General features: G+C 70.0%; 14 protein-coding genes and 1 pseudogene. 4 read left to right on the top strand and 11 right to left on the bottom strand.

Translation table 11 applies throughout. The features are described 5' to 3' along the window. Positions 1–56: 56 nt before the first annotated feature. The 3 genes from FHS13_RS01945 to FHS13_RS01935 all read right to left on the bottom strand — a co-directional run bounded on the left by FHS13_RS01945 (position 57) and on the right by FHS13_RS01935 (position 4,727). Positions 57–1,967 (bottom strand): serine hydrolase, encoded by a 1,911-nt coding sequence (locus FHS13_RS01945; protein ID WP_184286364.1) that lies wholly within the window; start codon positions 1,965–1,967, stop codon positions 57–59. 127 nt (positions 1,968–2,094) lie between these two features. Further along, on the bottom strand, positions 2,095–4,131 hold the full coding sequence (locus FHS13_RS01940) for a serine/threonine-protein kinase (protein ID WP_184286361.1): 2,037 nt from the start codon (positions 4,129–4,131) through the stop codon (positions 2,095–2,097). A gap of 242 nt (positions 4,132–4,373) precedes the next feature. After that, positions 4,374–4,727, bottom strand: coding sequence for a hypothetical protein (locus FHS13_RS01935; protein WP_184286358.1), 354 nt, complete (start codon positions 4,725–4,727; stop codon positions 4,374–4,376). A 629-nt stretch (positions 4,728–5,356) separates the two neighbouring features. Between FHS13_RS01935 and FHS13_RS01930 the strand changes: the two genes are divergently transcribed. Further along, on the top strand, positions 5,357–6,595 hold the full coding sequence (locus FHS13_RS01930; protein WP_184286355.1) for an MFS transporter: 1,239 nt from the start codon (positions 5,357–5,359) through the stop codon (positions 6,593–6,595). Between the two features lie 115 nt (positions 6,596–6,710). Here FHS13_RS01930 and FHS13_RS01925 read toward each other — a convergent pair whose 3' ends face one another. From FHS13_RS01925 to FHS13_RS01905, 5 genes are all read right to left on the bottom strand, one after another. Continuing rightward, the gene (locus FHS13_RS01925; protein ID WP_184286351.1) at positions 6,711–7,550 is read right to left on the bottom strand and encodes an SDR family oxidoreductase; all 840 of its coding nucleotides are present in this window, start codon (positions 7,548–7,550) and stop codon (positions 6,711–6,713) included. Positions 7,551–7,759: 209 nt separating this feature from the next. Beyond that, positions 7,760–9,577, bottom strand: a complete 1,818-nt coding sequence (locus FHS13_RS01920) for an acyl-CoA dehydrogenase (RefSeq protein ID WP_184286348.1) — start codon at positions 9,575–9,577, stop codon at positions 7,760–7,762. Positions 9,578–9,860: 283 nt separating this feature from the next. After that, positions 9,861–10,637 carry a hypothetical protein gene (locus FHS13_RS01915; protein WP_184286345.1) on the bottom strand — a complete coding sequence of 259 codons (777 nt, stop codon included), beginning with the start codon at positions 10,635–10,637 and terminating at the stop codon, positions 9,861–9,863. A gap of 305 nt (positions 10,638–10,942) precedes the next feature. Beyond that, positions 10,943–11,689, bottom strand: coding sequence for a hypothetical protein (locus tag FHS13_RS01910; protein ID WP_184286342.1), 747 nt, complete (start codon positions 11,687–11,689; stop codon positions 10,943–10,945). An 868-nt stretch (positions 11,690–12,557) separates the two neighbouring features. Continuing rightward, the gene (locus tag FHS13_RS01905) at positions 12,558–12,893 is read right to left on the bottom strand and encodes an ArsR/SmtB family transcription factor (RefSeq protein WP_184286340.1); all 336 of its coding nucleotides are present in this window, start codon (positions 12,891–12,893) and stop codon (positions 12,558–12,560) included. 116 nt (positions 12,894–13,009) lie between these two features. On the opposite strand from FHS13_RS01905, the gene FHS13_RS01900 reads away from it, so the two are divergent. Together FHS13_RS01900 and FHS13_RS01895 are read left to right on the top strand one after the other, a co-directional pair. Then, positions 13,010–14,113, top strand: coding sequence for an oxidoreductase (locus tag FHS13_RS01900; RefSeq protein ID WP_184286337.1), 1,104 nt, complete (start codon positions 13,010–13,012; stop codon positions 14,111–14,113). Positions 14,114–14,208: 95 nt separating this feature from the next. Then, a complete protein-coding gene (locus tag FHS13_RS01895; protein WP_184286334.1) occupies positions 14,209–14,814 on the top strand; it encodes a suppressor of fused domain protein in 606 nt (201 codons plus the stop codon). A gap of 49 nt (positions 14,815–14,863) precedes the next feature. Here the strand turns inward: FHS13_RS01895 and FHS13_RS22000 are convergent, their stop codons facing one another. The 3 genes and pseudogenes from FHS13_RS22000 to FHS13_RS01885 all read right to left on the bottom strand — a co-directional run bounded on the left by FHS13_RS22000 (position 14,864) and on the right by FHS13_RS01885 (position 15,869). Beyond that, positions 14,864–15,106: a VapC50 family PIN domain-containing toxin gene (locus FHS13_RS22000; RefSeq protein ID WP_484549403.1), complete on the bottom strand. Its 243-nt coding sequence runs from the start codon at positions 15,104–15,106 to the stop codon at positions 14,864–14,866. Next, positions 15,098–15,394, bottom strand: a pseudogene (locus FHS13_RS21995) (PIN domain-containing protein); the annotation flags it as partial. The pseudogene FHS13_RS21995 and the gene FHS13_RS22000, both read right to left, overlap by 9 nt. A 25-nt stretch (positions 15,395–15,419) precedes the next feature. Beyond that, entirely contained in the window at positions 15,420–15,869 is a 450-nt protein-coding gene (locus FHS13_RS01885; protein WP_184286331.1) for a helix-turn-helix domain-containing protein, read from the bottom strand. 713 nt (positions 15,870–16,582) lie between these two features. On the opposite strand from FHS13_RS01885, the gene FHS13_RS01880 reads away from it, so the two are divergent. Further along, positions 16,583–20,098 (top strand): LamG-like jellyroll fold domain-containing protein, encoded by a 3,516-nt coding sequence (locus FHS13_RS01880; protein WP_184286328.1) that lies wholly within the window; start codon positions 16,583–16,585, stop codon positions 20,096–20,098. Positions 20,099–20,150: the final 52 nt, after the last annotated feature.

Below are 20,150 nucleotides of genomic sequence, written 5' to 3'. Positions count from 1 at the left end.
TCCCGGGGCGCACGCCCCGGGAGCCGTTCCGGTCAGAAGGTCAGAAGGCCGGAAGATCAGAAGGGCAGCCACACCAGCCCGTAGCGGAAGCCGAGCGCCAGGACCGCCGCCGAGGCCAGGACCGCCAGGGACAGGTGGACCCGGGCGAGGGGGCGCAGCCACCCCTTGGCCAGCGAGACCGCGGTGAGGGCGGCGCCGGTCAGTGCCAGGGGGACCGCCACCGCCAGCGGCGCGGTGAGGGCGGGCGAGCCTCCGATGACCCACGACTCCAGGGCGGCGGAGTTCGTCAGGCCGTACAGCAGCAGCCCGACCCCGGTGAAGCAGGCCAGAGCGGTCAGGGAGAGCAGGACGCGGGCGGCCAGGGTCCAGCGGTTGCCGCGGCGCTGGAAGGGGACGGCCGCGGTCAGCAGCACCAGGAGCCCGGAGACCGCGACGACGGCGTGCGTGATCGGGCTGTCCGCCAGGGTGGTCCGCTCGTAGGCGTTGGTGGGGTTGGAGTCGGCCACGAGCGCCGCGGGGGCGGAGGCGTCCCCGACGACGGCGAGCACGTCCGAGCCGTCGGAGGCCGAGAACCTGCCGTCACCCAGCGGCAGCCACCGGTCGTCCGAGGCGGTCAGGCCGCTCAGGGACAGGGTTCCGTCGCCGGCGTCGCGCACCACGAGGTTGTCGAAGAGCGCGATGATCTGCGCCGGCCCCTCGGCCGCACGCCGGGTCGAGACGTAGGTCCCCTCCAGCGCGCCCAGGTCCGCCCCGGGATCGGCGGTCCCCTCCGCGGCCGCCTGCGGGGCGAAGGTGTCCATGAAGTCCTCGACCACGGCCATGCGCAGGTCGAGGAGAGGGTTGCCGCCCGCCGCCTCCGCGGAGTCGTCGCCGTTGACCGCGACGTACACGCCCGCGTCCAGCTCCGGCAGGACGACGTAGGCGGTGTGCAGGCCGAGGAGGTCGCCGGCGTGGCCCACGGCGGGGGAGTCGCCCGCCCGCCATTCGTAGGCGCCGTAGCCCATGGCAGTCGTCTCCGGGTGCGCCTCGTACTGCCGCGCCGTCATCGCCTCGACGACACCGGCGGGCAACCCCTCACCGCCCTCGGCCTCGCCGCCGTTCAGCAGCGCGAGCATGAAGGCCGACATGTCGTCCGCGGTGACCATGGCCGCGCCGGCGGGGGACGCGCTGACGTGGATCTCCTCGGCGCGCGAACCGTCGGGCGTGTACAGGAGCGGGATGTCGTACACCTCGCGGGCGTCGTCGATCTGGACGAACTCCGAGCCGTCCATGCCGAGGGGCGCGAAGACGTGCTCCGCGACGTAGTCCTCGAACGGCATCCCGCTCACGGACTCGACGACGTAGCCGGCGACCGCCGTCCCGTGGTTGGAGTAGGCGGCGAACTCGCCGGGGGAGAAGAGGTACTCCGGCTCGCCGAGGACGACCGCCTCCTCCAGGGTCCGGTGCAGGTGGGTCTCCTCGATCCGGGGCATGTCGATCACCTCGGCGAACCCCGCGGTGTGGGTGAGCAGGTGGTGCAGCGTGACCGGCTCCCCGCCAGGAGCCGGGGCGAGCCGCGCCTCCTCGGGCAGGTAGGCGTTGACGTCCTCGTGCAGGTCGAGCTCACCCTGCTCGACCAGGGTGAGGACGGCTGCCGCGGTGAAGGACTTGGAGACCGAGGCGGCGGGGAAGGTGTGCCGGGTGTGATCCAGAGGGGTTTGTTCGGCGAGATCGGCGTAGCCGTGCGAGGCCGCGGCGATCTGCTCGCTCCCCGACACGACCGCCGCGGCGACGCCGGGCGCACCGTGCTCCTCCAGGAGCTCGGCCACCCGGGTGTCGAGGAACTCCTGGGCGGTCTCCGCGGTGAGCGGGACGGCCTCGTCCCCCCGCGGTGCGGACGGCGCCGGGGCGGCGGCCCCCGGCAGGGCGGTCGCGACGACCACCAGGGGTACGGCCAGGCAGGACAGGGCGCGGTGCAGGCGTTTCACAGGAACTCCGGGAGAAAGGGGGAGGCGGTTGCGTCCTCTGTCAGGAAATCTACGGAACCGCGTTTTCCCGCACACTGGCGCCTGCGGGTGTCTTCGGGGTACAGCCTGCTGTACCCCCGCCCCGGACTCAGCCCTCCAGGGTGCCCAGGAGCTCCAGATGGGTGTCGTAGACGGCGATCCGGCCCGTTTCGGGCTCCAGGCCCGCCAGCAGCGAGCCGTCCTGGGACATGGCGGCCGGATACAGGTGGGGGGTCTCCGCCTCGAACACGATCTCGTGCCCCGTCACGTACTGCCAGGCCGCCACGTTCCCGGTGCCGTTGACGGGGTCGAGGACGACCGCGAACACCCGCCCGCTCGCCGCGCTGTAGAAGACGTCCACCGGGACCCCGGTCTCCTGGGCGGGAGCGAACGCCTGGAGCACCTGTCCGGTGGCGGGATCCACCAGGAGGACGCGGCCCTCACGCAGGATGAGCACCTCCGAACCGTCGGGGACCAGGTCGAAGGCGTCGGACCCCACCTGCGAGCGGTCGCGGATCAGCCCGCTCCGGAGGCCGTCCCCGGCCTGCCAGGTCGCGACGCCGCCGTCGGCCTCCCCGCCGGCCACCACGCCGCCGTAGAGCGAGTACCTGACCGCGCCGAGTCCGCCCGACCCCTCCATCGCGGCGGCCGGCTCCCACGTGCCGGTGTCGTACAGGCGCAGGAAGTGCTCCTCGGGGTCGCTCTGCGAGGCGACGGCGAGGAAGGACCCGTCGGGGCTGAAGGCCACCGAGCGCACGGACGGGTTGGCGCCGACGGTGTGCGACCGGCCGTCGGCGAGGTCGGTGACGACCGCGCCCTCCGGTGAGCTGCGGGCGAGGAGGCACCCGTCGGGGCTGAACGCGACCGGGGAGATCGGTGCGAACGAGGACTCGTGGGGCACGGCGGCGAGGGGTTCGGACTCCTCCCAGTCCCACAGGACCGTCCTCCGGCTGTGGGAGACGGCCAGGACGGAGTCGTCGGGGGAGAAGGAGAGTTCGAGGGGGGCGTCCGGGTCGAACCGGGTCAGCGGATCGGCGGGCGGGGCCAGGTCCTCGGTGATCAGCCCGCCCTCGGGGCAGGAGCGCACGTCGGCACCCGCGCTCCCCGCACGGGGGCCCAGGAGGGCGTGCACACCGATCCCGGCGAGCAGCAGGAGCACACCGAGAAGGGCGGTGACCTGCAACGGCGCGCGGCGGGAGGCCCGCCCCGGGACGTCGGGGAACACCGGGACCGGGTCCGCCGGCACCGACGGGCCGAGCACGGGGGCGGCCGCGGAGCGGTAGGCGCGCTCGGCGCGGGCGACGGCCTCGCGTGCGCCCGCGGGGAGCCAGGTCCGCTCCGGGCAGCCCTCGGGGAGAGGTCCGCCCAGCTCCGCGAGCACATCGGCGGCGGAGGGGCGGTTCTGGGGCAGCTTGTCCAGGCAGGCGCCGACCAGGCCGTGCAGGGGCTCGGGGATCCCGGACAGGTCGGCGGGCTCGCGCAGCACGCGGCGCACCGTCGCGGGCGCGCCGTCGGCCGCGCTGTCGGACGCGCCGCCTCCGAACGGGTCGCGGCCGGTCGCCGCGAACAGGAGCACACCGCCCAGGGAGAACATGTCGCCGCCGGGCACGGCGGCGCCCCCCGTGAGCTGTTCGGGGGCGGTGTAGGCGGGGAGGCCGTCGAGGTTCCCGGCCTCGCCGGACAGGCGGACGAGCCGCGGACCCCCGGCGTCCACCAGGACGTGGTCCGGGTCCAGGCCGCGGTGGACGGCGCCCGCGGTGTGGATCCGGTCGAGGGCCTCGGTCAGGCAGCGCGCGAGGGTCCCGAGCGCGGGCGCGGCCAGGGGACCGGTCTCCTCCACCAGTGTGCGCAGGGAGGGGCCGACCACGTAGGCGGTGGCCACCCACGGGCGCGGCGCGGTGAGGCAGTGGCCGAGCAGCGGAGGGGTGAAGCGGCTCCGGGTGCGCCGGGCGAGCGCGGCGTCACGGGCGAACCGGGCCCGGAAGCGCCGGTCGGAGGCGTACTCGGCGCGGACGGTCCGAACCGCGGCGGGGCGGCCGTCCGGAGCGATGCCCAGGTACACGCGGCCCATGCCGCCGGATCCCAGACAGGCGATCAGGCGGTAGCCGCCGAGTTGGGTGGGCTCGTCGGGGTTCAGGGCGCGCATGGGTCCTCTGGGGGTCCAGGGGTGGGCGAGGACTCGGTCCCGACCGGGTGTCCGGGGTCGGAGAGGCTGTCGGTGGTGGCAGCTACGTTAACCCTGAAAGGTTGCCGAAAGAGAACGATTCGGACCGCGTCGCGGCCGGGGGCGACGGAAGAGTCCCGAGTGGCGCGTGTCACATATCAGATGTACATGGAACCGATGCGCGCGGGTAGGCGTCGAAGTGTGTCGGCGGAGTGACCGAGGTGTCAGACGGCGAGGGCCTGTCGGTTCTCCACCGCGCAGGCGAACGGGTTGAGGAGCGCCGCCGCTCCCGCCGGGTCGCTCGCGGGGTGGGAGATGGTCCCGCCCTGGAAGAGGTCGTTCCAGAAGAAGCGGCCGTCGCGGCACCAGACGTTGACGTCGCTGCGCACGGACATGACGGCCATGTCGGAGGTCCCCGACCAGTAGAACTGCCGGGGGACGGAGGAGGAGAGCTCACTCAGGAGGGCCATGATCGCGCGCTCCGCGCAGAAGGCGTGCCGGGGCTTGTGCTTGACCCGTCTGGCAAGCGCCGACTTCACCCGGGATGCCCGGGGGTTGTTCAGTCGCCAGTGACTCAAGACCGTCTCCAGTGTCTCTCGGTTTCCGCGGTACGGGGCCGTGTGTGGTTGTTGCGGCCACGCCGCCGCGGTTTCGAGGGGTTCCGCCTGTCATGGCGACATCGGCGGCTTCCCTCCACAAAGTTGATGAGGTGCGAACTATGTCGTTACCTCGTAGTTATGCTTTGCGCTCCGGATGCTAGCAGCACCTGACCCCCTGTAGTCGAGACCCTTAAGCGTGACCAATGTCACATCGAGCAGGTGGGTCTGGACCATTTGGAGCTGAATTGTCCCTGATGGTAAGGGCTTTTTGGGAAGTGTGTTCGATGGAAGAACGCGTGGACCCGGGTCGGTAGTCCCGCTCCGAGTGTCAGGTGTTTCACCCGGAACAAGTACCCCAGGCACAGGTTCTGTCGCTCTCAGTTACTTTGTCCGGATTGTGGATTCTTGACCCTGTCGGGGTTGCGGTTTGCCGAGGCCGAACTCTCCTGGTATGTGCGGTTTCCGCGCGCTCCGCGTCCGGGTGGAGCCGGTGTGGTCGGGCCTTCCCGCTCTGGCGGACACTGGAGAGGTTGTCGTAGAGGGGGAGAACCCGGCTCGTGGTGCAGATCGATTCATCCGGTGACAGGACCGCCAACGGGGGAGGGCCCGTGCCAGGGGAACCCCGGGGAGGCGGCCGGGCGTGGCTCGTGTGGGGCGTCGCCGTGGGGAGCTACTTCCTCGCGATGCTGCACCGCAACGGCCTGGGCGTCGCCGCCCTGGAGGCCCAGAGCCGGTTCGACGTCGGCCCCGCGCTGCTCTCCGTGCTGCCGATGCTGCAGCTGCTGGTCTACGTCGTGCTCCAGGTGCCCGTGGGGCTGCTCGCCGACCGGCTCGGACCGCGCTACACGCTGGTGATGGGCACGGCCGCGATGGCGGCGGGTTCCCTCCTCTTCGCACTGGCCCCGGGAATCGGTGCGGCCGTCGCGGGACGCTTCCTCATCGGCCTCGGTGACGCGCTCGTCTTCCTCAACGTCATCCGGCTCGCCGCCCTGTGGTTCCCCCGCAACCGCTACGCGCTCGTCAGCGGCCTGACCGGCGTGGTCGGCGGCATCGGCCAGGTGGCGAGCGCCGCACCGCTGTCGTGGGCCCTGGACGGGGTCGGCTGGGTCGCGGCCTTCCTCACCACGAGCGGCCTCACCGTCCTCATGGGACTGCTGGTCCTGCTGATCGTGCGCGACCGCCCCGCCGGCGAGGCCGGACGCGTCACCGTCGCCGAGCCGATCCCCGTCTGGGAGGCGCTCAAGGAGGCCCTGCGATCCCGCGGCCCCAGGATCGGCATGGCCCACCACGCCGCGGTGATGGCGCCGTTCACCATGATGATGGTGGTGTGGGGCTACCCCTTCCTGGTCGAGGGCCTGGGCCTGACCGAGGGGACCGCGGCCGCGACCCTCACCGCCATGGCGGCCGGGGCGCTGTGGGCCTCTCCCCTCGTCGGTGCGCTGATCGGCCGCAGACCCGCGGTGCGGGGGGCGATCGCCCTCTCCCTCGGTACCGCGCTGTCCCTGGGATGGCTGCTGATGGTGGCCTGGCCGGGAGGGGTCCCGACGGCGCTCGGCCTCGGGGTGATGGCGGCCAGCGCGGTCGGCCAGGCCCTGGCGCCCACCGTCTCCTTCGACTACGCCCGCGACGGGATCCCGGCCAGCCGCACGGGCGTGGCGTCGGGCCTGGTCAACATGAGCGGCTTCACCACCGCGGTGGTGTGCACGGTCGCGGCCGGCGCCCTGCTGGAGGTGCTGCCCGAGGGCCCGGGGTCGTTCCAGACCGCCTTCGTCCCCATGGCCGTGGCGACGGCGTGCGCCACGGCGGTGCTCTGGTTCTTCATCCTGAGCCGCCCCCGCACCCCGTAGGGTCCCGGGTCCGCGCTCCCGGCCGGCGCGCCGGAGGGCGCCCGAAGGCGCGGAGGGCCCTGTGAGGGCCGCCGGGGGCCGGGCCGCCCGCCGCGCGGCCCGGGACCCGGTCGGGTCATCCCGCGCGCCAGGTGGCGTCCTGGAGGGCGCCGCCGGCCTGCGGCCCCATGAGGGTCAGGCCGCCGTCGACGAACAGCGACGCCCCCGTGACGTAGGAGGAGCCCGGCCTCGCCAGGAAGGCGATGGCGTCGGCCACCTCGTAGGCGTGGCCCGGCCGGGAGACCGGATAGCCCGCCCGGGAGTCCAGCGCCGGCTCCTCCTCGTGCTGGTCCGTCATGGGCGTGGCGATCTCACCGGGCGCCACCGTGTTGGCCGTGATGCCGTACAGGCCCAGCTCCAGCGCCAGGACGCGCGTCAGGAGCTTCAGACCGCCCTTGGCGGCGCAGTAGGCGCCGGCGTTCACACGGGGGAACTCCTCGTGGACGCTGCTGACGTTGACGATGCGCCCGCCCCGCCCGGCGTCGCGCATGTGCGCGGCGGCGATCTTCGAGCACAGGAACGGCCCGTCCAGGTCGACCGAGAACACCTGGCGCCAGCGCTCGTAGCCGGTGTCCAGCAGAGGCTCCCCCGAACCGGTCCCCGCGTTGTTGACCAGGACCCCGATGCCGCCCAGCTCGTCGATCAGCCCCTTGACGGCCTCCGACCCGCGCACGGGGTCGGTGAGGTCGTGGCGGCGCACCGCGACCCGGCGGCCCGCCGCGCGGGCCTCCTCCTCGGTCTTGCGCACACCCTCCTCGTCCTCGTGGTAGGTGATGCCGATGTCGAAGCCCTCGTGGGCCAGGCGCACCGCGGTCGCCCTGCCGATCCCGCTGTCGGCCCCCGTCACGACCGCCACGCGGTCGTAGTCGTCGAACGCGTTCACACCGGCCACGCGGCCGTCACCGTTCCCGGCCATGCTGTCCCCCTTCCGCGCCTTCCCCCGAGGCGCTCGGGTGTGCCAGCTACCCGCGCCGCCCTCCCGTACACGCGCGGGCGCCCGCGGCCGTGCGGGGTTACGCCGGTGGGACGGGGCCCCGCGGACCGGGCGGAGAACGCAGAGCGGGCGGGACGGCAGAGCCGTCCCGCCCGCGATGATGCGAGGGTTCCCCGAAGGGGAGAGCGCGCCTAGAAGGCGGACTCGGGAACCTCCATGAGGTCGTTGGTGACGGCCTCGGCGATGCGGCGCTCGGCGGCGATGCGCGGCAGGAACTGGTCGGCGAAGAAGCGCGCGGCGGCGATCTTGCCGGTGTAGAAGTCCTTGTCGGCCTCGTCGGCGCCGTCGATGCTGCCGAGGGCGATCTCGGCCTGGCGCAGCAGCAGCCAGGCGAGGACGACGTCGCCGAAGACCATGAGCAGGCGGACGGAGTTCAGGCCGACCTTGTAGAGCTCACGGGGGTTCTCGGCGCCGGCCATGGCGTGGCCGACCATGAGCTCGACGATCTTCTCGACGTTCTCGATGCCCTCGAGGAGCAGCTTGCGCTCCTCCTTGAGCTGGCCGTTGCCGGCCTCGCTCTGGGCGAAGGCCTTCATCTCGCCGGCCAGCGTGCCGAGGGCCTGGCCGCCGTTCTTCAGGATCTTGCGGAAGAAGAAGTCCTGGGCCTGGATGGCCGTGGTGCCCTCGTACAGGGTGTCGATCTTGGCGTCGCGGATGTACTGCTCGATCGGGTACTCCTGCAGGAAGCCGGAGCCGCCCAGGGTCTGGAGGGACTCGGCGAGCAGCGCGTAGGAGCGCTCGGAGCCCACACCCTTGACGATCGGCAGCAGCAGGTCGTTCATCGCCTCCAGCGCGGAGTGGTCCTCGCCCTTGGCCTTGGCGATCTGGATGGCGTCCTGCTGGGTGGCGGTGAGCATCACCAGGGCGCGCATGGCCTCGACGTAGGCCTTCTGCGTCATCAGGCTGCGGCGCACATCCGGGTGGTGGGTGATGGTGACCTTGGGGGAGCCCTTGCCGCCGGCCAGGTCGTTGCCCTGCACGCGCTCCTTGGCGTACTCCAGGGCGTTGAGGTAACCGGTGGACAGGGTGGCGATCGCCTTCGTGCCGACCATCATGCGCGCGTACTCGATGATGAGGAACATCTGGCGGATGCCGTCGTGCTTGTCGCCGACGAGGTAGCCGATGGCGGGGTGCTTGTCGCCGAAGGTCAGCTCGCAGGTGGTGGAGGCCTTGAGGCCCATCTTGTGCTCGACGTTGGTCACGTAGGCGCCGTTGCGCTCACCGAGCGAGCCGTCCTCGTTGACCAGGTACTTGGGCACGAGGAAGAGCGAGAGGCCCTTGGTGCCGGGGCCGGCGCCCTCGGGGCGGGCGAGCACCAGGTGGAAGATGTTCTCGCTCATGTCGTGCTCGGCCGAGGTGATGAAGCGCTTGACACCCTCGATGTGCCAGGTGCCGTCACCCTGGTCGACGGCCTTGGTGCGGCCGGCGCCCACGTCGGAGCCCGCGTCCGGCTCGGTCAGCACCATGGTGGCGCCCCAGCCGCGCTCGATGGCGAGCTTGGCGAACTCCTTCTGCTTCTCGTTGCCCTCGGAGAAGAGGATGCTCGCGAAGCCGGGGCCGGCCGAGTACATGTGGACGGCGGGGTTGGCACCGAGGATGAGCTCGGCCGCGGCCCAGACGAGGGAGCGGGGGGCACCCAGGCCGCCGAGCTCGGGGGAGAGGTCGAGGTTGTACCAGCCGGCGTCCATGTAGGCCTGGTAGGACTTCTTCAGGCTCTCGGGCATCTTCACCGAGTTGGTCTTGGGGTCGAAGACGGGCGGGTTGCGGTCCGCGTCCTCGAAGGACTCCGCGACGACGCCCGTGGCGAGGCGGTTGACCTCGTCCAGGATGGTCCGGGCGGTCTCCTCGTCCAGCTCCTCGAAGGGGCCCTGGCCCAGGATGTCCTGGCGCTTGAAGAGCTCGAAGAGGTTGAACTCGATGTCGCGCAGGTTGCTCTTGTAATGCGTCATGGACAGCTCCGCTGTGTCCCTGGCCGCGGTGTCTGTACACGCGGATCTACCGACTAGTAACAAAACAATGTTACTACCGAGTAGCCACCGGCGCCAGTGGGGGCAGGGACTTATGTCCCCAAAGGCACATTGACGTGGGGCGGAAGGCGCCGTAAGGGGCGCAAGGGGCCTACGGGAGCGCTCCCATAGTAGGGAGGGCGAGGCCGGAGGACCATGCCCCTTACGACGGTGGTCGCGGTGGTCGGGCCCGGGAGCGTGCCGGACGAGGTCGCGGCGGCCGGGCTCAGAGGACCCCGTACTCGGCGATGCTGTCGGCGGTGCCGCCCGTCACGGCGACCTCGGCGAAGACCTCCGTGCCGGCGGCCATGGCCTGCTCGAACAGGTCGCTGCCGCAGGGGACGTCGCCGTAGCTGCCCACGGTGGCGGACGCGCCCGCGACGGGGCAGGCGTAGAGGCCGGCGAGGATCTTGGTGTCCGCGGTGACGAGGAAGGACTGGCCGTCGACGGCGTACTCGCCCGGGCCGACGTACTGGAACTGCCCCGCGAGCGCACCGGTGAACCCGTCCCCCGCCGAGGCCTGCTCCCCGCCCGCGTCCTCGCCGGCCCCGGCGGGTTCCGACTCCTCGGGAGCCTCCGTGTCCGGGGACGGCTCGGGCGCCTCCTCGTACTCGGTGATCGAGTCGGCGACCCCCTCCTCGACCTTCACCTCGGCCAGGACGGTGGAGCCCTCCTGGAGGAAGGCCTCGAAGTCCTGGTGGCTGCACTCCACCACGCCGTTCCCGTCCCCGTCGGTGCTCGGGCCGTCCTCGGGAAGGCAGGCGTGGATGCCGGCGAAGATCAGGGTGTCGGAGGACATGGAGAACGCCTGCTCGCCGACGGCGTACTCGCCGGGGCCGAGATAGGAGACCTCGCCCCTGAGGACCTCGGTGTTGTCGTCCCCGGCCTCGCGGACCGCGCTCCCCGCACCGGAGGGCGCTTCCTCCTCTCCGGAGCAGCCGGTCCCCACGAGGAGGAGGACGGCGGCGGACGCGAGGAGAAGGGGGTGAGTACCGGGGTTCATACTCGTCGTTTCTGCTGTGCGGCGGAACCGGGGGCGGTGGAGCGGTTTCCGGGGGAGCGGAGGCGGGGCCTGCCGCTGCGGACCTGAGGAGGCGGAGCCCGGTGAGGGGACCGGCGAGCGCGCCGGCCCCGAGAACGCGAAGATGCTAGCACTACCGGAAGGTCTGCCCCGGGGCCGCGCCGGGGGCGGGCGGGCCGACCTGCGCTCTCTTCCCGGCGTCCGGTGTCCAGGCCCCGGAGCCGGGGCCTCGGAAACGGAAAAGGGCCCCCGGCGCCAGGCGCCGGAGACCCGTGGTCCCGAGAGGATCAGTACGTCTCGTACTCGGTGATGCTCTGGGCGACGCCGTCGACGATCACGACCTCGGCGAAGACGATCGTGCCGGACTCGAGGGTCTCCTCGAAGTCGGACAGCGGGCAGGAGACAGCGGCGTTGCCGTTCTCGTCCGTGCTGGGGCCGCCGTCGGTGTAGCAGGAGTAGATGCCGCCGGTGATCTCGGTGCTGTCCGAGACGAAGAAGGCCTGGTCGTTGACGATGTACTCGCCGGGCGCGAGGTAGGACAGCTCACCGGCGAGGCTCCCGCTCACACCGACCTCTCCACCGCCCGAGCCGTCGGCGGAGCCCTCGCCGGACTCGGGCGCGGTCGACCCGTACTCGGTGATGCTCTGGGCGACGCCGTCGACGATCACGACCTCCGCGAAGACGGTCGTGCCGGACGCGAGGGTCTCCTCGAGCTCGGACGCGGTGCAGGAGACAACGGCGTTGCCGTTCTCGTCCGTGCTGGGGCCGCCGTCGGTGTAGCAGGAGTAGATGCCGCCGGTGATCTCGGTGTCCTCCGAGACGAAGAAGGCCTGGTCGTTGACGATGTACTCGCCGGGCGTGAGGTAGGACAGCTCACCGGTGAGGGTCTCGTTGACGCCTTCGCTGGCCGCGACCTGCTCGGCAGCGGTCTCCAGGGCCGCGGACACCGTCTCCTCGTCCATGCAGCCGGTGGCGGTGGCGAGAAGGCCGGCCGCGGCGAGGGAGGCGAAGGAGAGGCGGATGCCGAAGTTCATGATGTTCTTTTCTCTCTGTGGAATCCGGAAGATTAAGCGCCGGGATCCGAGAGTGCACAGCAGAGCGGAAATGGCCGCCCAATGCTCTGGGATTCACGCGGTGCCGGAATTGCTTTGGGATTCCAGCGGGGCTTTCGCCCCTGAGAACAATGGTGATACTAGCACCCGATTGGGAGCTCTTCCAGGTGCTCCGCAAGGGCGGAGAGCTGTGACGGCCTGTGACTCTCCGCATCGCCCCGAAGGGCCGCCCAGGGCGGCGTGTAAGGCTCCGATAAATGTCCAGGTGAAAGGACGGTGCCCGGTTTACGTAATGGCTCGGGCCGAGAGTCCCGCAAGGGTTCGGGGAAAAAGTTCTGTCCGAGGGGCAGGTTTTTCGGGCAATTTTTCCGAGGTTCTGCGAAACCGCTGTGGTGTATGACACTTCGGCGGATGGGCGCGCCGGAGCAAGAAGATCCTCGGGTCGGGGGGGCCGTGGTCCAGGGCGCGGGGCAGGACTGGTGCAGGCTGACCAGGGAATTCGGGCGATCCCCCTCTGCCTCCGCGGGAACTGGAGCCGGGGTAGGCGGTCCGGCCCTCTTCCGGGTGCGGCGGGAAGGGGCCGCCCGCGCGGGGGCGAAGTTTCCCAGGGTGCCGGGGAGTGAGAACCAGGACGCTCCGGCGTCCTGCCGCCTCCTGGTTTCGGTCAGGTCAGAGTCTGGGGTCTTGCCCGCATCAACCCGTTCTGTCTGGCCATGGCTCTGATTGGGGCCTGAAGGAGCCCCCGGAGACCTGTTCGGGAACGGCTCGGCAGTACCGATGGCCCCGTCGGAATGTCCAAGGCTAGGCCGAACAACGGGGTGCCGGTCCTCACCCGGGGACGACCTGGTCCTCAGGCTCCCTCGGCGTTCAGGACCGCTGTGAGCAGGCCCGGCATGCGCGCCTCCAGGTCCTCCTCGCGCAGGCGGCTCAGGCGCGAGGTCCCCTCGTAGTGCTGCCGGATCACGCCGGCCTCGCGCAGCACACGGAAGTGGTGGGTGGAGGTGGACTTGCTCACGGGCAGGTCGAAGGCGATGCAGGCCATGTCGTCGTGCCCCTGGGCCAGGGCGCGCACGATGCGCAGGCGCACCGGGTCGGCCAGGGCGCTCAGTACTGCTTCCAGCTGGATCTCGTCGCGGTCGGGGTGGTGCAGTTGCCGACCCGACGCCGTCTGCCTGCTCGCGGACATGCTCCGACCTCCCTGCGGCTCACGTCACAAAGTACGAACGACGTCGTAGTTTGACAACCATCGTAGTACGACGTTTATCGTACCAAGGTCCCGTCCGACGACCTGAAGGATGCACCGTGAGCCTTCTGTTCACCCCGCTGACCCTGCGGTCGCTGACCATCCCCAACCGCGTGTGGATGGCCCCGATGTGCATGTACTCGGCCGCGCCCGAGGGCGACGCGGTCGGCGCACCCACCGACTTCCACCTCGCGCACCTGGCGAGCCGGGCGGCCGGCGGCGCCGGGCTGGTGATGGCCGAGGCCACGGGGGTGCGGCCCGACGGGCGGATCAGCCCGTGGGACCTGGGCCTGTGGAACGACCGCCAGCAAGAGGCCTTCGCACGGATCACTGCGGCGATCCGCGCCCACGGCTCCGTTCCGGCCCTCCAGCTGGCCCACGCCGGCCGCAAGGCCTCCACGGACAAGCCCTGGCTCGGCGGTCGGCACCTCGCGGAGTCCGAGGGCGGCTGGCAGGCGGTGGCCCCCAGCGCGGAGGCCTTCCCCGGGCACTCGGCCCCGCACGAGCTGACCGAGGCGGAGATCGACCGCCTGGTCGCCGACTTCGCGGCCACGGCGGAGCGGGCCCTGGCCGCCGGGTTCCAGGTCGTCGAGGTGCACGGGGCACACGGCTACCTGCTGCACTCCTTCCTCTCCCCCGTGTCCAACCACCGCACCGACGCCTACGGCGGCAGCATCGAGAACCGCATGCGCTTCCCCCTGCGGGTGGTGGAGGCCGTGCGCGAGGTCTGGCCGGAGGAGCTGCCCGTCTTCTTCCGCACCTCGGCCACCGACTGGCTGACGGAGAACCCCGAGGACCCCCGCGAGGGCTGGACCGCCGAGGACACCGTCCGCCTGGCCAAGGAACTCCAGGCGCGCGGTGTGGACCTGCTCGACGCCTCCAGCGGCGGCATCGTCCACGACGCCCGCATTGTCGCGGGTCCCGGCTACCAGGTGCCCTTCGCCGAGCGGGTGCGCAAGGAGACCGGTCTGCCCACCTCCGCCGTCGGGCTGATCCTCGAGCCCCGCCAGGCCGAGGAGATCGTGGAATCCGGGCGGGCCGACGCGGTCATGCTCGGCCGGCAGCTGCTGCGCGAGCCCTACTGGGCCCACCGCGCCGCCGCCGAACTGGGTGTACAGCAGGCCTGGCCCGCGCAGTACGGCTACGCGGTCGTCCGCCGCTGACCGGGGGATGTCCGGCCGGGCCTGCGGCCGGACACCCTCTCCCCGCCCGTATCCTCGGACTCCGACTTCCCACCGACGCGGAGAGCGGTACCACGATGCTGGAGATGCTGCCCGGACTCATCCGGATCTACGAGGAGTGGGCGGAGCGGTATCCCGACGTACAGCCGCTGACCATCCAGTTCGCGGCGGGCGAGACGTCGGACGGGGGACTCGACGGGGTCCTCGCCTACCCCCTCGACGGGCACTGGCTGCTGGTGACCTTCGGCCTGACCGAGCTGGGGGAGAAGACCAGTGACGAGCCACGGGTCTCCGGAGCGGGCTTCGAGTTCACCTGCCGCATTCCGCGCGAGGACCGCGACAAGTCCGTCCCCGCCTGGATCCTGCGTGTCCTCCATGCCCTGGCCGACCACTTCCTCTCGGGCAGCGACCTGGACGTGGGCCACTGGATCGTCACCCCGTCACCGCTCGGCGGAGATCCTGCCAACGGCGACATGACCTCCCTGGTGATCGTCCCCGACGTCGACGTCCGCGCCATGGACACCGACAACGGGATCGTCCTCTTCTTCCAGCTCGTCGGCCTGAAGGCCGACGAGGGCGCCGACGTCCAGAAGGCAGGGACCGCCGCCCCGCTCGTCGCGCTGCTGCGCGACCGCGACCCGAGGATGCTCACCAACCCCGGGCGGGAGACCGTCCGGCTCTGACCTCCCGGGGAGGTGTGGCCGTGCCGGCGGTACCCGGCACTTCCGCGTGTCACCCGGACTGCAGTTCCGCCACAGAACCATGCAGACCGTTGCGTTGGAGGCGGGCAAGGACGTCGGTCACCGTGCCGGGCGGCTTGCGCCAGGAGTCGGCGATCTGCTGGGCACAGGCCCAGACCACCTTCTTGTCCAGGTGGATCTGGTCGAGGACGAAGTCGTCCGGGCTCTTCGCCTCGATGTCCCACTCGGACAGAACTGGTGGGGGGAAGTCGGACAGGTTCTCCGTGACGATCACCTGGGCGCGTGCGCGGATCGCGGCGGCCAGAACGTGCCTGTCGTCGGGGTCAGGAAGTTCCAGGGAGGCGATCAGCGGCTCATAGCCCGTGACAAGGCAGTCCCGGACCGCAGAAATCATGAGTGCTCTCGTTCGCTGCAGCGCCTCGACCGGTAGGTCAGGACGGTTTCGAGCGAGGTTGTCAAAGGTCTCGTCCAGGATCTGGTGTGTCCACCTTGCCTGGACGAGACCGGCCTGGGCCACTCTGATGAGCAGGTCGCGCAGCGTACTCGGGTAGAGAACGTTCGCATCGTAGACGACGACGAAGGGCGTCTCAGTCCAGGCCCAGTTCCCGGGTCATCGCGGACAGCTCGTCAGCGGCCTCACGGCGGCGCTGGTCGTCCCTGCGCATGTACTCCATCAGGGAGGAAGCCTGGATGCGGCGGTGGGTGCCGACCTTGCGGTAGTCGATTTCTCCTGCCTGGAGGAGGCCGATGAGGTACGGGCGTGAGACGTTGAGCATGTCCGCGGCCTGCTGAGTGGTCAGCTCGGCGTGGTCGGGGACGACGGATACGCCGCGCCCGGCCGCCATGTGGGCCAGCACGCCGGCCAGCAGTTCGACAGCTTCCCGGGGAAGCAAGAGCTCTTCCTGACTGTCCTCGACGAGCACGGGGACGGAAGCCAGCGCTTCGGTGTGCTCGTCCAGGTAACGGCGGATTCGGGGCAGCGCTCCTGCGGCTGCCTGGGTCTGTTCGGTGTCCGGATGCGAAGACAACACGGCCATGGTTCCTCCTCACTCGGTCCAGCGACAGATACCTACCCTGCAATCGCATTATCCGAAACAAGCGAAGCAAGTGCAAGAAGACTGTCTGTTCCGCTGCCTCGCAGGGAAGAAGGAGGGCCTGGGAGGAGATGGTGGGCCAGCCGGAGACGTCATCGGTGGGCCGAGAGGGGACCTGACCTCGATGACTTGTACTTGCAGCTCGGCTCGATGCCTTGGGGCCAAGTGGTTGTCGCGGCGAGAAGCTCGTTGAGAGCCTCGGCCGGGGTGGCCCAGCTCAGGGCCTGACGGGGCGGTCGGGTGTCGGTCGGGTGGTTGGCGCAGCTTGTAGGACAGGATCCTGGGTGTCCCGAACAGGAGTCGCCTTGAGCGTGACGAGGCCCGGACATGGCAGACTGCTCAGGCGGGAAGTCCTTGTTTTCGGTCTATTGATAATCCGCTTGCTTGCCTGAAGTAATTGTTCCTGCTGGTCAGGGTATATATCGCGGCTAAACCTGTGTAACGTGTCCGAATTAGGCCAAAGTGGGCCTCGGTTCCCTTTGGGTCACTGAAGGCTCACGTCATGTGTCCGCGTGTCATGTAAAGTGATTTGTGTCACTTTATTTCCGGCTTCCTTCCAGTGCTAGTTTCTCGCTCGGTCCCAGACAAACCACCGACCGTGTCCGGATGGCACGGTCACCCCGGTGATCCCCCAACCTGGGTTAGAGAGCTTTGCCATGCCCCGCCATGCGCGGGCACTCGGCGCTGCCACCCTGGCGTCGGTGCTCCTCATGTCCGCTCTGTCCGCTCCCGCACATGCGGAGGAGGAGACCGAGAACGGAGCCTTCGTCGATACCGCCGACCTGGTCGGCGAGCAGGCGGCTCTGACCCTGGCCCAGGAAACCGGTGAACCGGTCGAGATCACCGTGGCGACCACCGAAACCACTCGCCACCTGGCCAACCCCGACGGTAGTTTCACCATGGAGCAGTCGGCTTTTCCCGTTCGCGTGCGCGACGAGGACGGCTGGGTCCCGGTGGACACCGATCTGGCCGTTGCCTCCAACGGCACGCTCCGGCCCAAGGCCGCTGTCGCCGACATCGCCTTCTCCGGGGGAGGGAACCAGGACCTGGCCCATATCGGCCTCGGTTCCAACAGCGTCACCCTCGGCTGGCACGAGGAACTGCCCGAGCCCGCGGTGAACGGTCCCCAGGCCACCTACGCCGACGTCCTGCCCGACGTCGACCTGGTGATGACTGCGGGGGTCGACGGTTTCGGGCAGGTTCTGGTCGTACACACCCCCGAGGCCGCCCAGCACCCCGACCTCGCCGAGCTGCAGATGGCCCTGTCCACCCGAGGCGTCACCATGCGCCTGGGCGAGAACGGAAACCTCGACGCGGTTGGTGAACTGGGACAGGAGAGCGTCTTCACTGCCGTGGCTCCGGCCATGTGGGACTCCGCAGGAGCCGAGGAAACGGGTGAGGACCCCACACTGATGGCGCCTGCCACCGCCCGTACCGAACTCCTCGACGTGGACCTGGCCGTCGACAGCATCCGCCTGGTGCCCGACCAGGCCATGCTCACGGACCCCGACACCGCCTACCCGGTCTACATCGACCCCTCGGTGGCGGTCAGCCGTGTAGGCCGCACCTACGTCAACGCCAACTACCCGAACCAGTCCTACTGGAACTATCCCACCTCCCACGCCCCGGGAGTCGGATACGAGCCCAGCCAGGGCAGCACCAAGCGTGCCTTCTGGCGCTTCAGCGTCGACTCGCGTACCAAGAACGCCACCATCACGCGGGCCACCTTCCGCGCCAAGGTCACCCACGCCTACGGGTGCACCAACGCGAAGGTCGAGCTGTGGCGCACCAACGCCATCACTTCTTCCACCACCTGGAAAACCCAGAACTCTTCCTCGTTCTGGGACGCTCGACTCGACACCAGAACCATCAACGCCGGTCGCTCCAACTGCTCCGGCGGTGCCTCCCCCACTGTGGAGTTCAACGCCACCAACGGCTACGTCTGGAGCCGTGACGCAGGCCACGCCACCACGACCGTGGGCCTACGCGGCAACGAGAGCAAGTCCTCCGGTAACCACGACTGGCGGCGCTTCGCCTCCAACCCCACCCTCCAGGTCGACTACAACAACCCGCCCGAGATTCCCACCAAGCTCTCGGACTCACACGGTGGCTCCTGCGCCACCAACCCCGACAACCCCCGCCTGATCAACCAGACCAGGCCCACGTTCACCGCTTACGTCCGGGACCGCGACTCCACCTCCAGCAACCGCCAGAAGGTCAAGACCCGTTTCGCCTGGTGGGTCGACGGCACACGTGTGGGCGAGGTCGACACCTCCTCCACCGATGTGGCCGTGTGGTCGTCGGGCTCCTACCAATCGGTGCGCGCAACCGCCTTGCCCGAGGACGTACTGATCGGCTACCGGGCCAACGCCCACGACGGAACCTCCTGGTCGGGCTGGTCGGCCTACTGCTACCTGATGGTCAGCACCGCCCGTCCCGATCAGGGCCCCGAGGTCACCTCCACGGATTACCCCGCTGGTGACGTTTTCCACGGTTCTCCGGGCCTGCCTGGTGAGTTCACCTTCACCAACAACGGTGTCACCGGGGCCACCGACTACTACTACGCCCTCAATGACAGCTCCTGCACCACGCGGCTGACCCCTGACGAGCCGGGCGGACCGGTGACCGTCACCCTCACCCCGCGCCAGAGCGGTCCCAACTGGATCTACGCACGTACCGTGGACGCCTTCGGCAACTCCTCCGACTGCGTCCTGGCCTACTCCTTCCTCGTAGCCGAACCCAGTGACCCCGTCGCCCACTTCCGGTTCGACGAGGGCCAGGGCGACCGGGCTGCCGACACCGCCAACCCCGGCGAGGGTGCCACGCTCTCCGGCGGAGTCGAATGGGTTCGCGGCAGGGTCGGTGCCACAGAGAATCCCGACACCAATCCCAGCCCGAGGATGGAGGGCACCGCCGTCCGGACCAGCGGCTACACCGACGGCGACCCCGGCCCCTATGACCAGATCAACGCCGACCACTCCGCGGTGGACACCTCCGGAACCTTCTCCGTCTCCGCCTGGGTGAAGCTGGACCGTGCCTATGCCCACCACACCGCGGTGGCCCAGGAAGGCACGGAACAGAGCGCCTTCCACCTGGGCTACCAGGGCAACACCGGTGAGTGGGTGTTCAAGATGTCGCCCGAGGACGAGTACTGGGACGGTTCGCGGGACTGGACCACTGTCACCTCCACCGAACCCGCCCAAGTAGGTGCGTGGACCCATCTACTGGGTACCTACGACGCCCAGACCGGGAAGACCACCCTGTACGTCGACGGTGTGAAGCAGGGCGAGGCCACCCACACCGGGACATGGAACGCCACCGGGCCGCTGACCGTGGGACGTGCCCTGTTCCAGGGCGCCGGCAACTACTACTGGCCGGGTTCCGTCGACGATGTCAAGGTGTGGGACCGCCTCGTCCTGGACGAGACTGTCGCCAGCAGTGAGACCTACAGCGAGGTGTGGCGCCTGGCCAACTGGCCGGTCGCGGTCGAAGGCCGCTGGATGCTCGACGAGTGGGACGGCACCGCGGTGGAGGACGCCACCGACCACGGCCTGGACGCCACCCTGCACGGTGACCCTCTCACTGCATGGAATGCCGCGGAGAACTACATCACCGCCTCACCCGGGGTGCGTCTGAACGGAGTCGACGAGTACATCGAGGCGCCCGGGCCCGCTCTTCGCACCGACCGCAGCTTCACCGTTGCGGCCTGGGTGCGCCTGGACGAGACCGGTGAGGGCGTCAATACCTCTGCCACCAGCCAGGCCGGCGAATTTCAGAGCGGCTTCCACCTGGGTTACCAGGGGTCGGAAGGCGCTTGGGTGTTCAAGATGGCGCCCCACGACGACAGCCCGACGTCGGGATCGTCCGGATGGACCTACGCCTACTCTTCCACCGGCGCAAGCCTCGGGGAGTGGACCCATCTGGCAGGGGTCTATGACCACACCCGCGGCGAGCTCGTCCTGTACATCAACGGATACGAGGAGTCCCGGGTCGCCGTGGACCATGCCTGGCACGCCGATGGCCCCCTGCGGATCGGCAGCGCCCAGCACGCCGGCTCCAACACCTACCACTGGACCGGCGACCTCGACGACGTCCACACCTACCAGGGCGTGCTTGATAACCGAAACCTGGTCCAGGTGTACGCAGGCGAATTCCCCCGTACTCAGAGTTGACTCCGGCTCAAGACTTCCAGCTCCCCGACCCTGTGATCGTCCCTGCCCGAGC

It is taken from the genome of Nocardiopsis algeriensis (assembly GCF_014203695.1).
Classification (GTDB): domain Bacteria; phylum Actinomycetota; class Actinomycetes; order Streptosporangiales; family Streptosporangiaceae; genus Nocardiopsis; species Nocardiopsis algeriensis.
The sequence above is the reverse complement of the archived record's forward strand: the minus strand, read 5'-3'. Positions and strand labels throughout refer to the sequence as shown.

Coding starts and splice junctions, on each gene's coding strand:
- FHS13_RS01895 (WP_184286334.1), top strand. CDS start 14,209: ATGCTGGAGATGCTGCCCGGACTCATCCGGATCTACGAGGAGTGGGCG.
- FHS13_RS01910 (WP_184286342.1), bottom strand. CDS start 11,689: ATGAACTTCGGCATCCGCCTCTCCTTCGCCTCCCTCGCCGCGGCCGGC.
- FHS13_RS01940 (WP_184286361.1), bottom strand. CDS start 4,131: ATGCGCGCCCTGAACCCCGACGAGCCCACCCAACTCGGCGGCTACCGC.
- FHS13_RS01905 (WP_184286340.1), bottom strand. CDS start 12,893: ATGTCCGCGAGCAGGCAGACGGCGTCGGGTCGGCAACTGCACCACCCC.
- FHS13_RS01925 (WP_184286351.1), bottom strand. CDS start 7,550: ATGGCCGGGAACGGTGACGGCCGCGTGGCCGGTGTGAACGCGTTCGAC.
- FHS13_RS01915 (WP_184286345.1), bottom strand. CDS start 10,637: ATGAACCCCGGTACTCACCCCCTTCTCCTCGCGTCCGCCGCCGTCCTC.
- FHS13_RS01885 (WP_184286331.1), bottom strand. CDS start 15,869: ATGGCCGTGTTGTCTTCGCATCCGGACACCGAACAGACCCAGGCAGCC.
- FHS13_RS01920 (WP_184286348.1), bottom strand. CDS start 9,577: ATGACGCATTACAAGAGCAACCTGCGCGACATCGAGTTCAACCTCTTC.
- FHS13_RS01880 (WP_184286328.1), top strand. CDS start 16,583: ATGCCCCGCCATGCGCGGGCACTCGGCGCTGCCACCCTGGCGTCGGTG.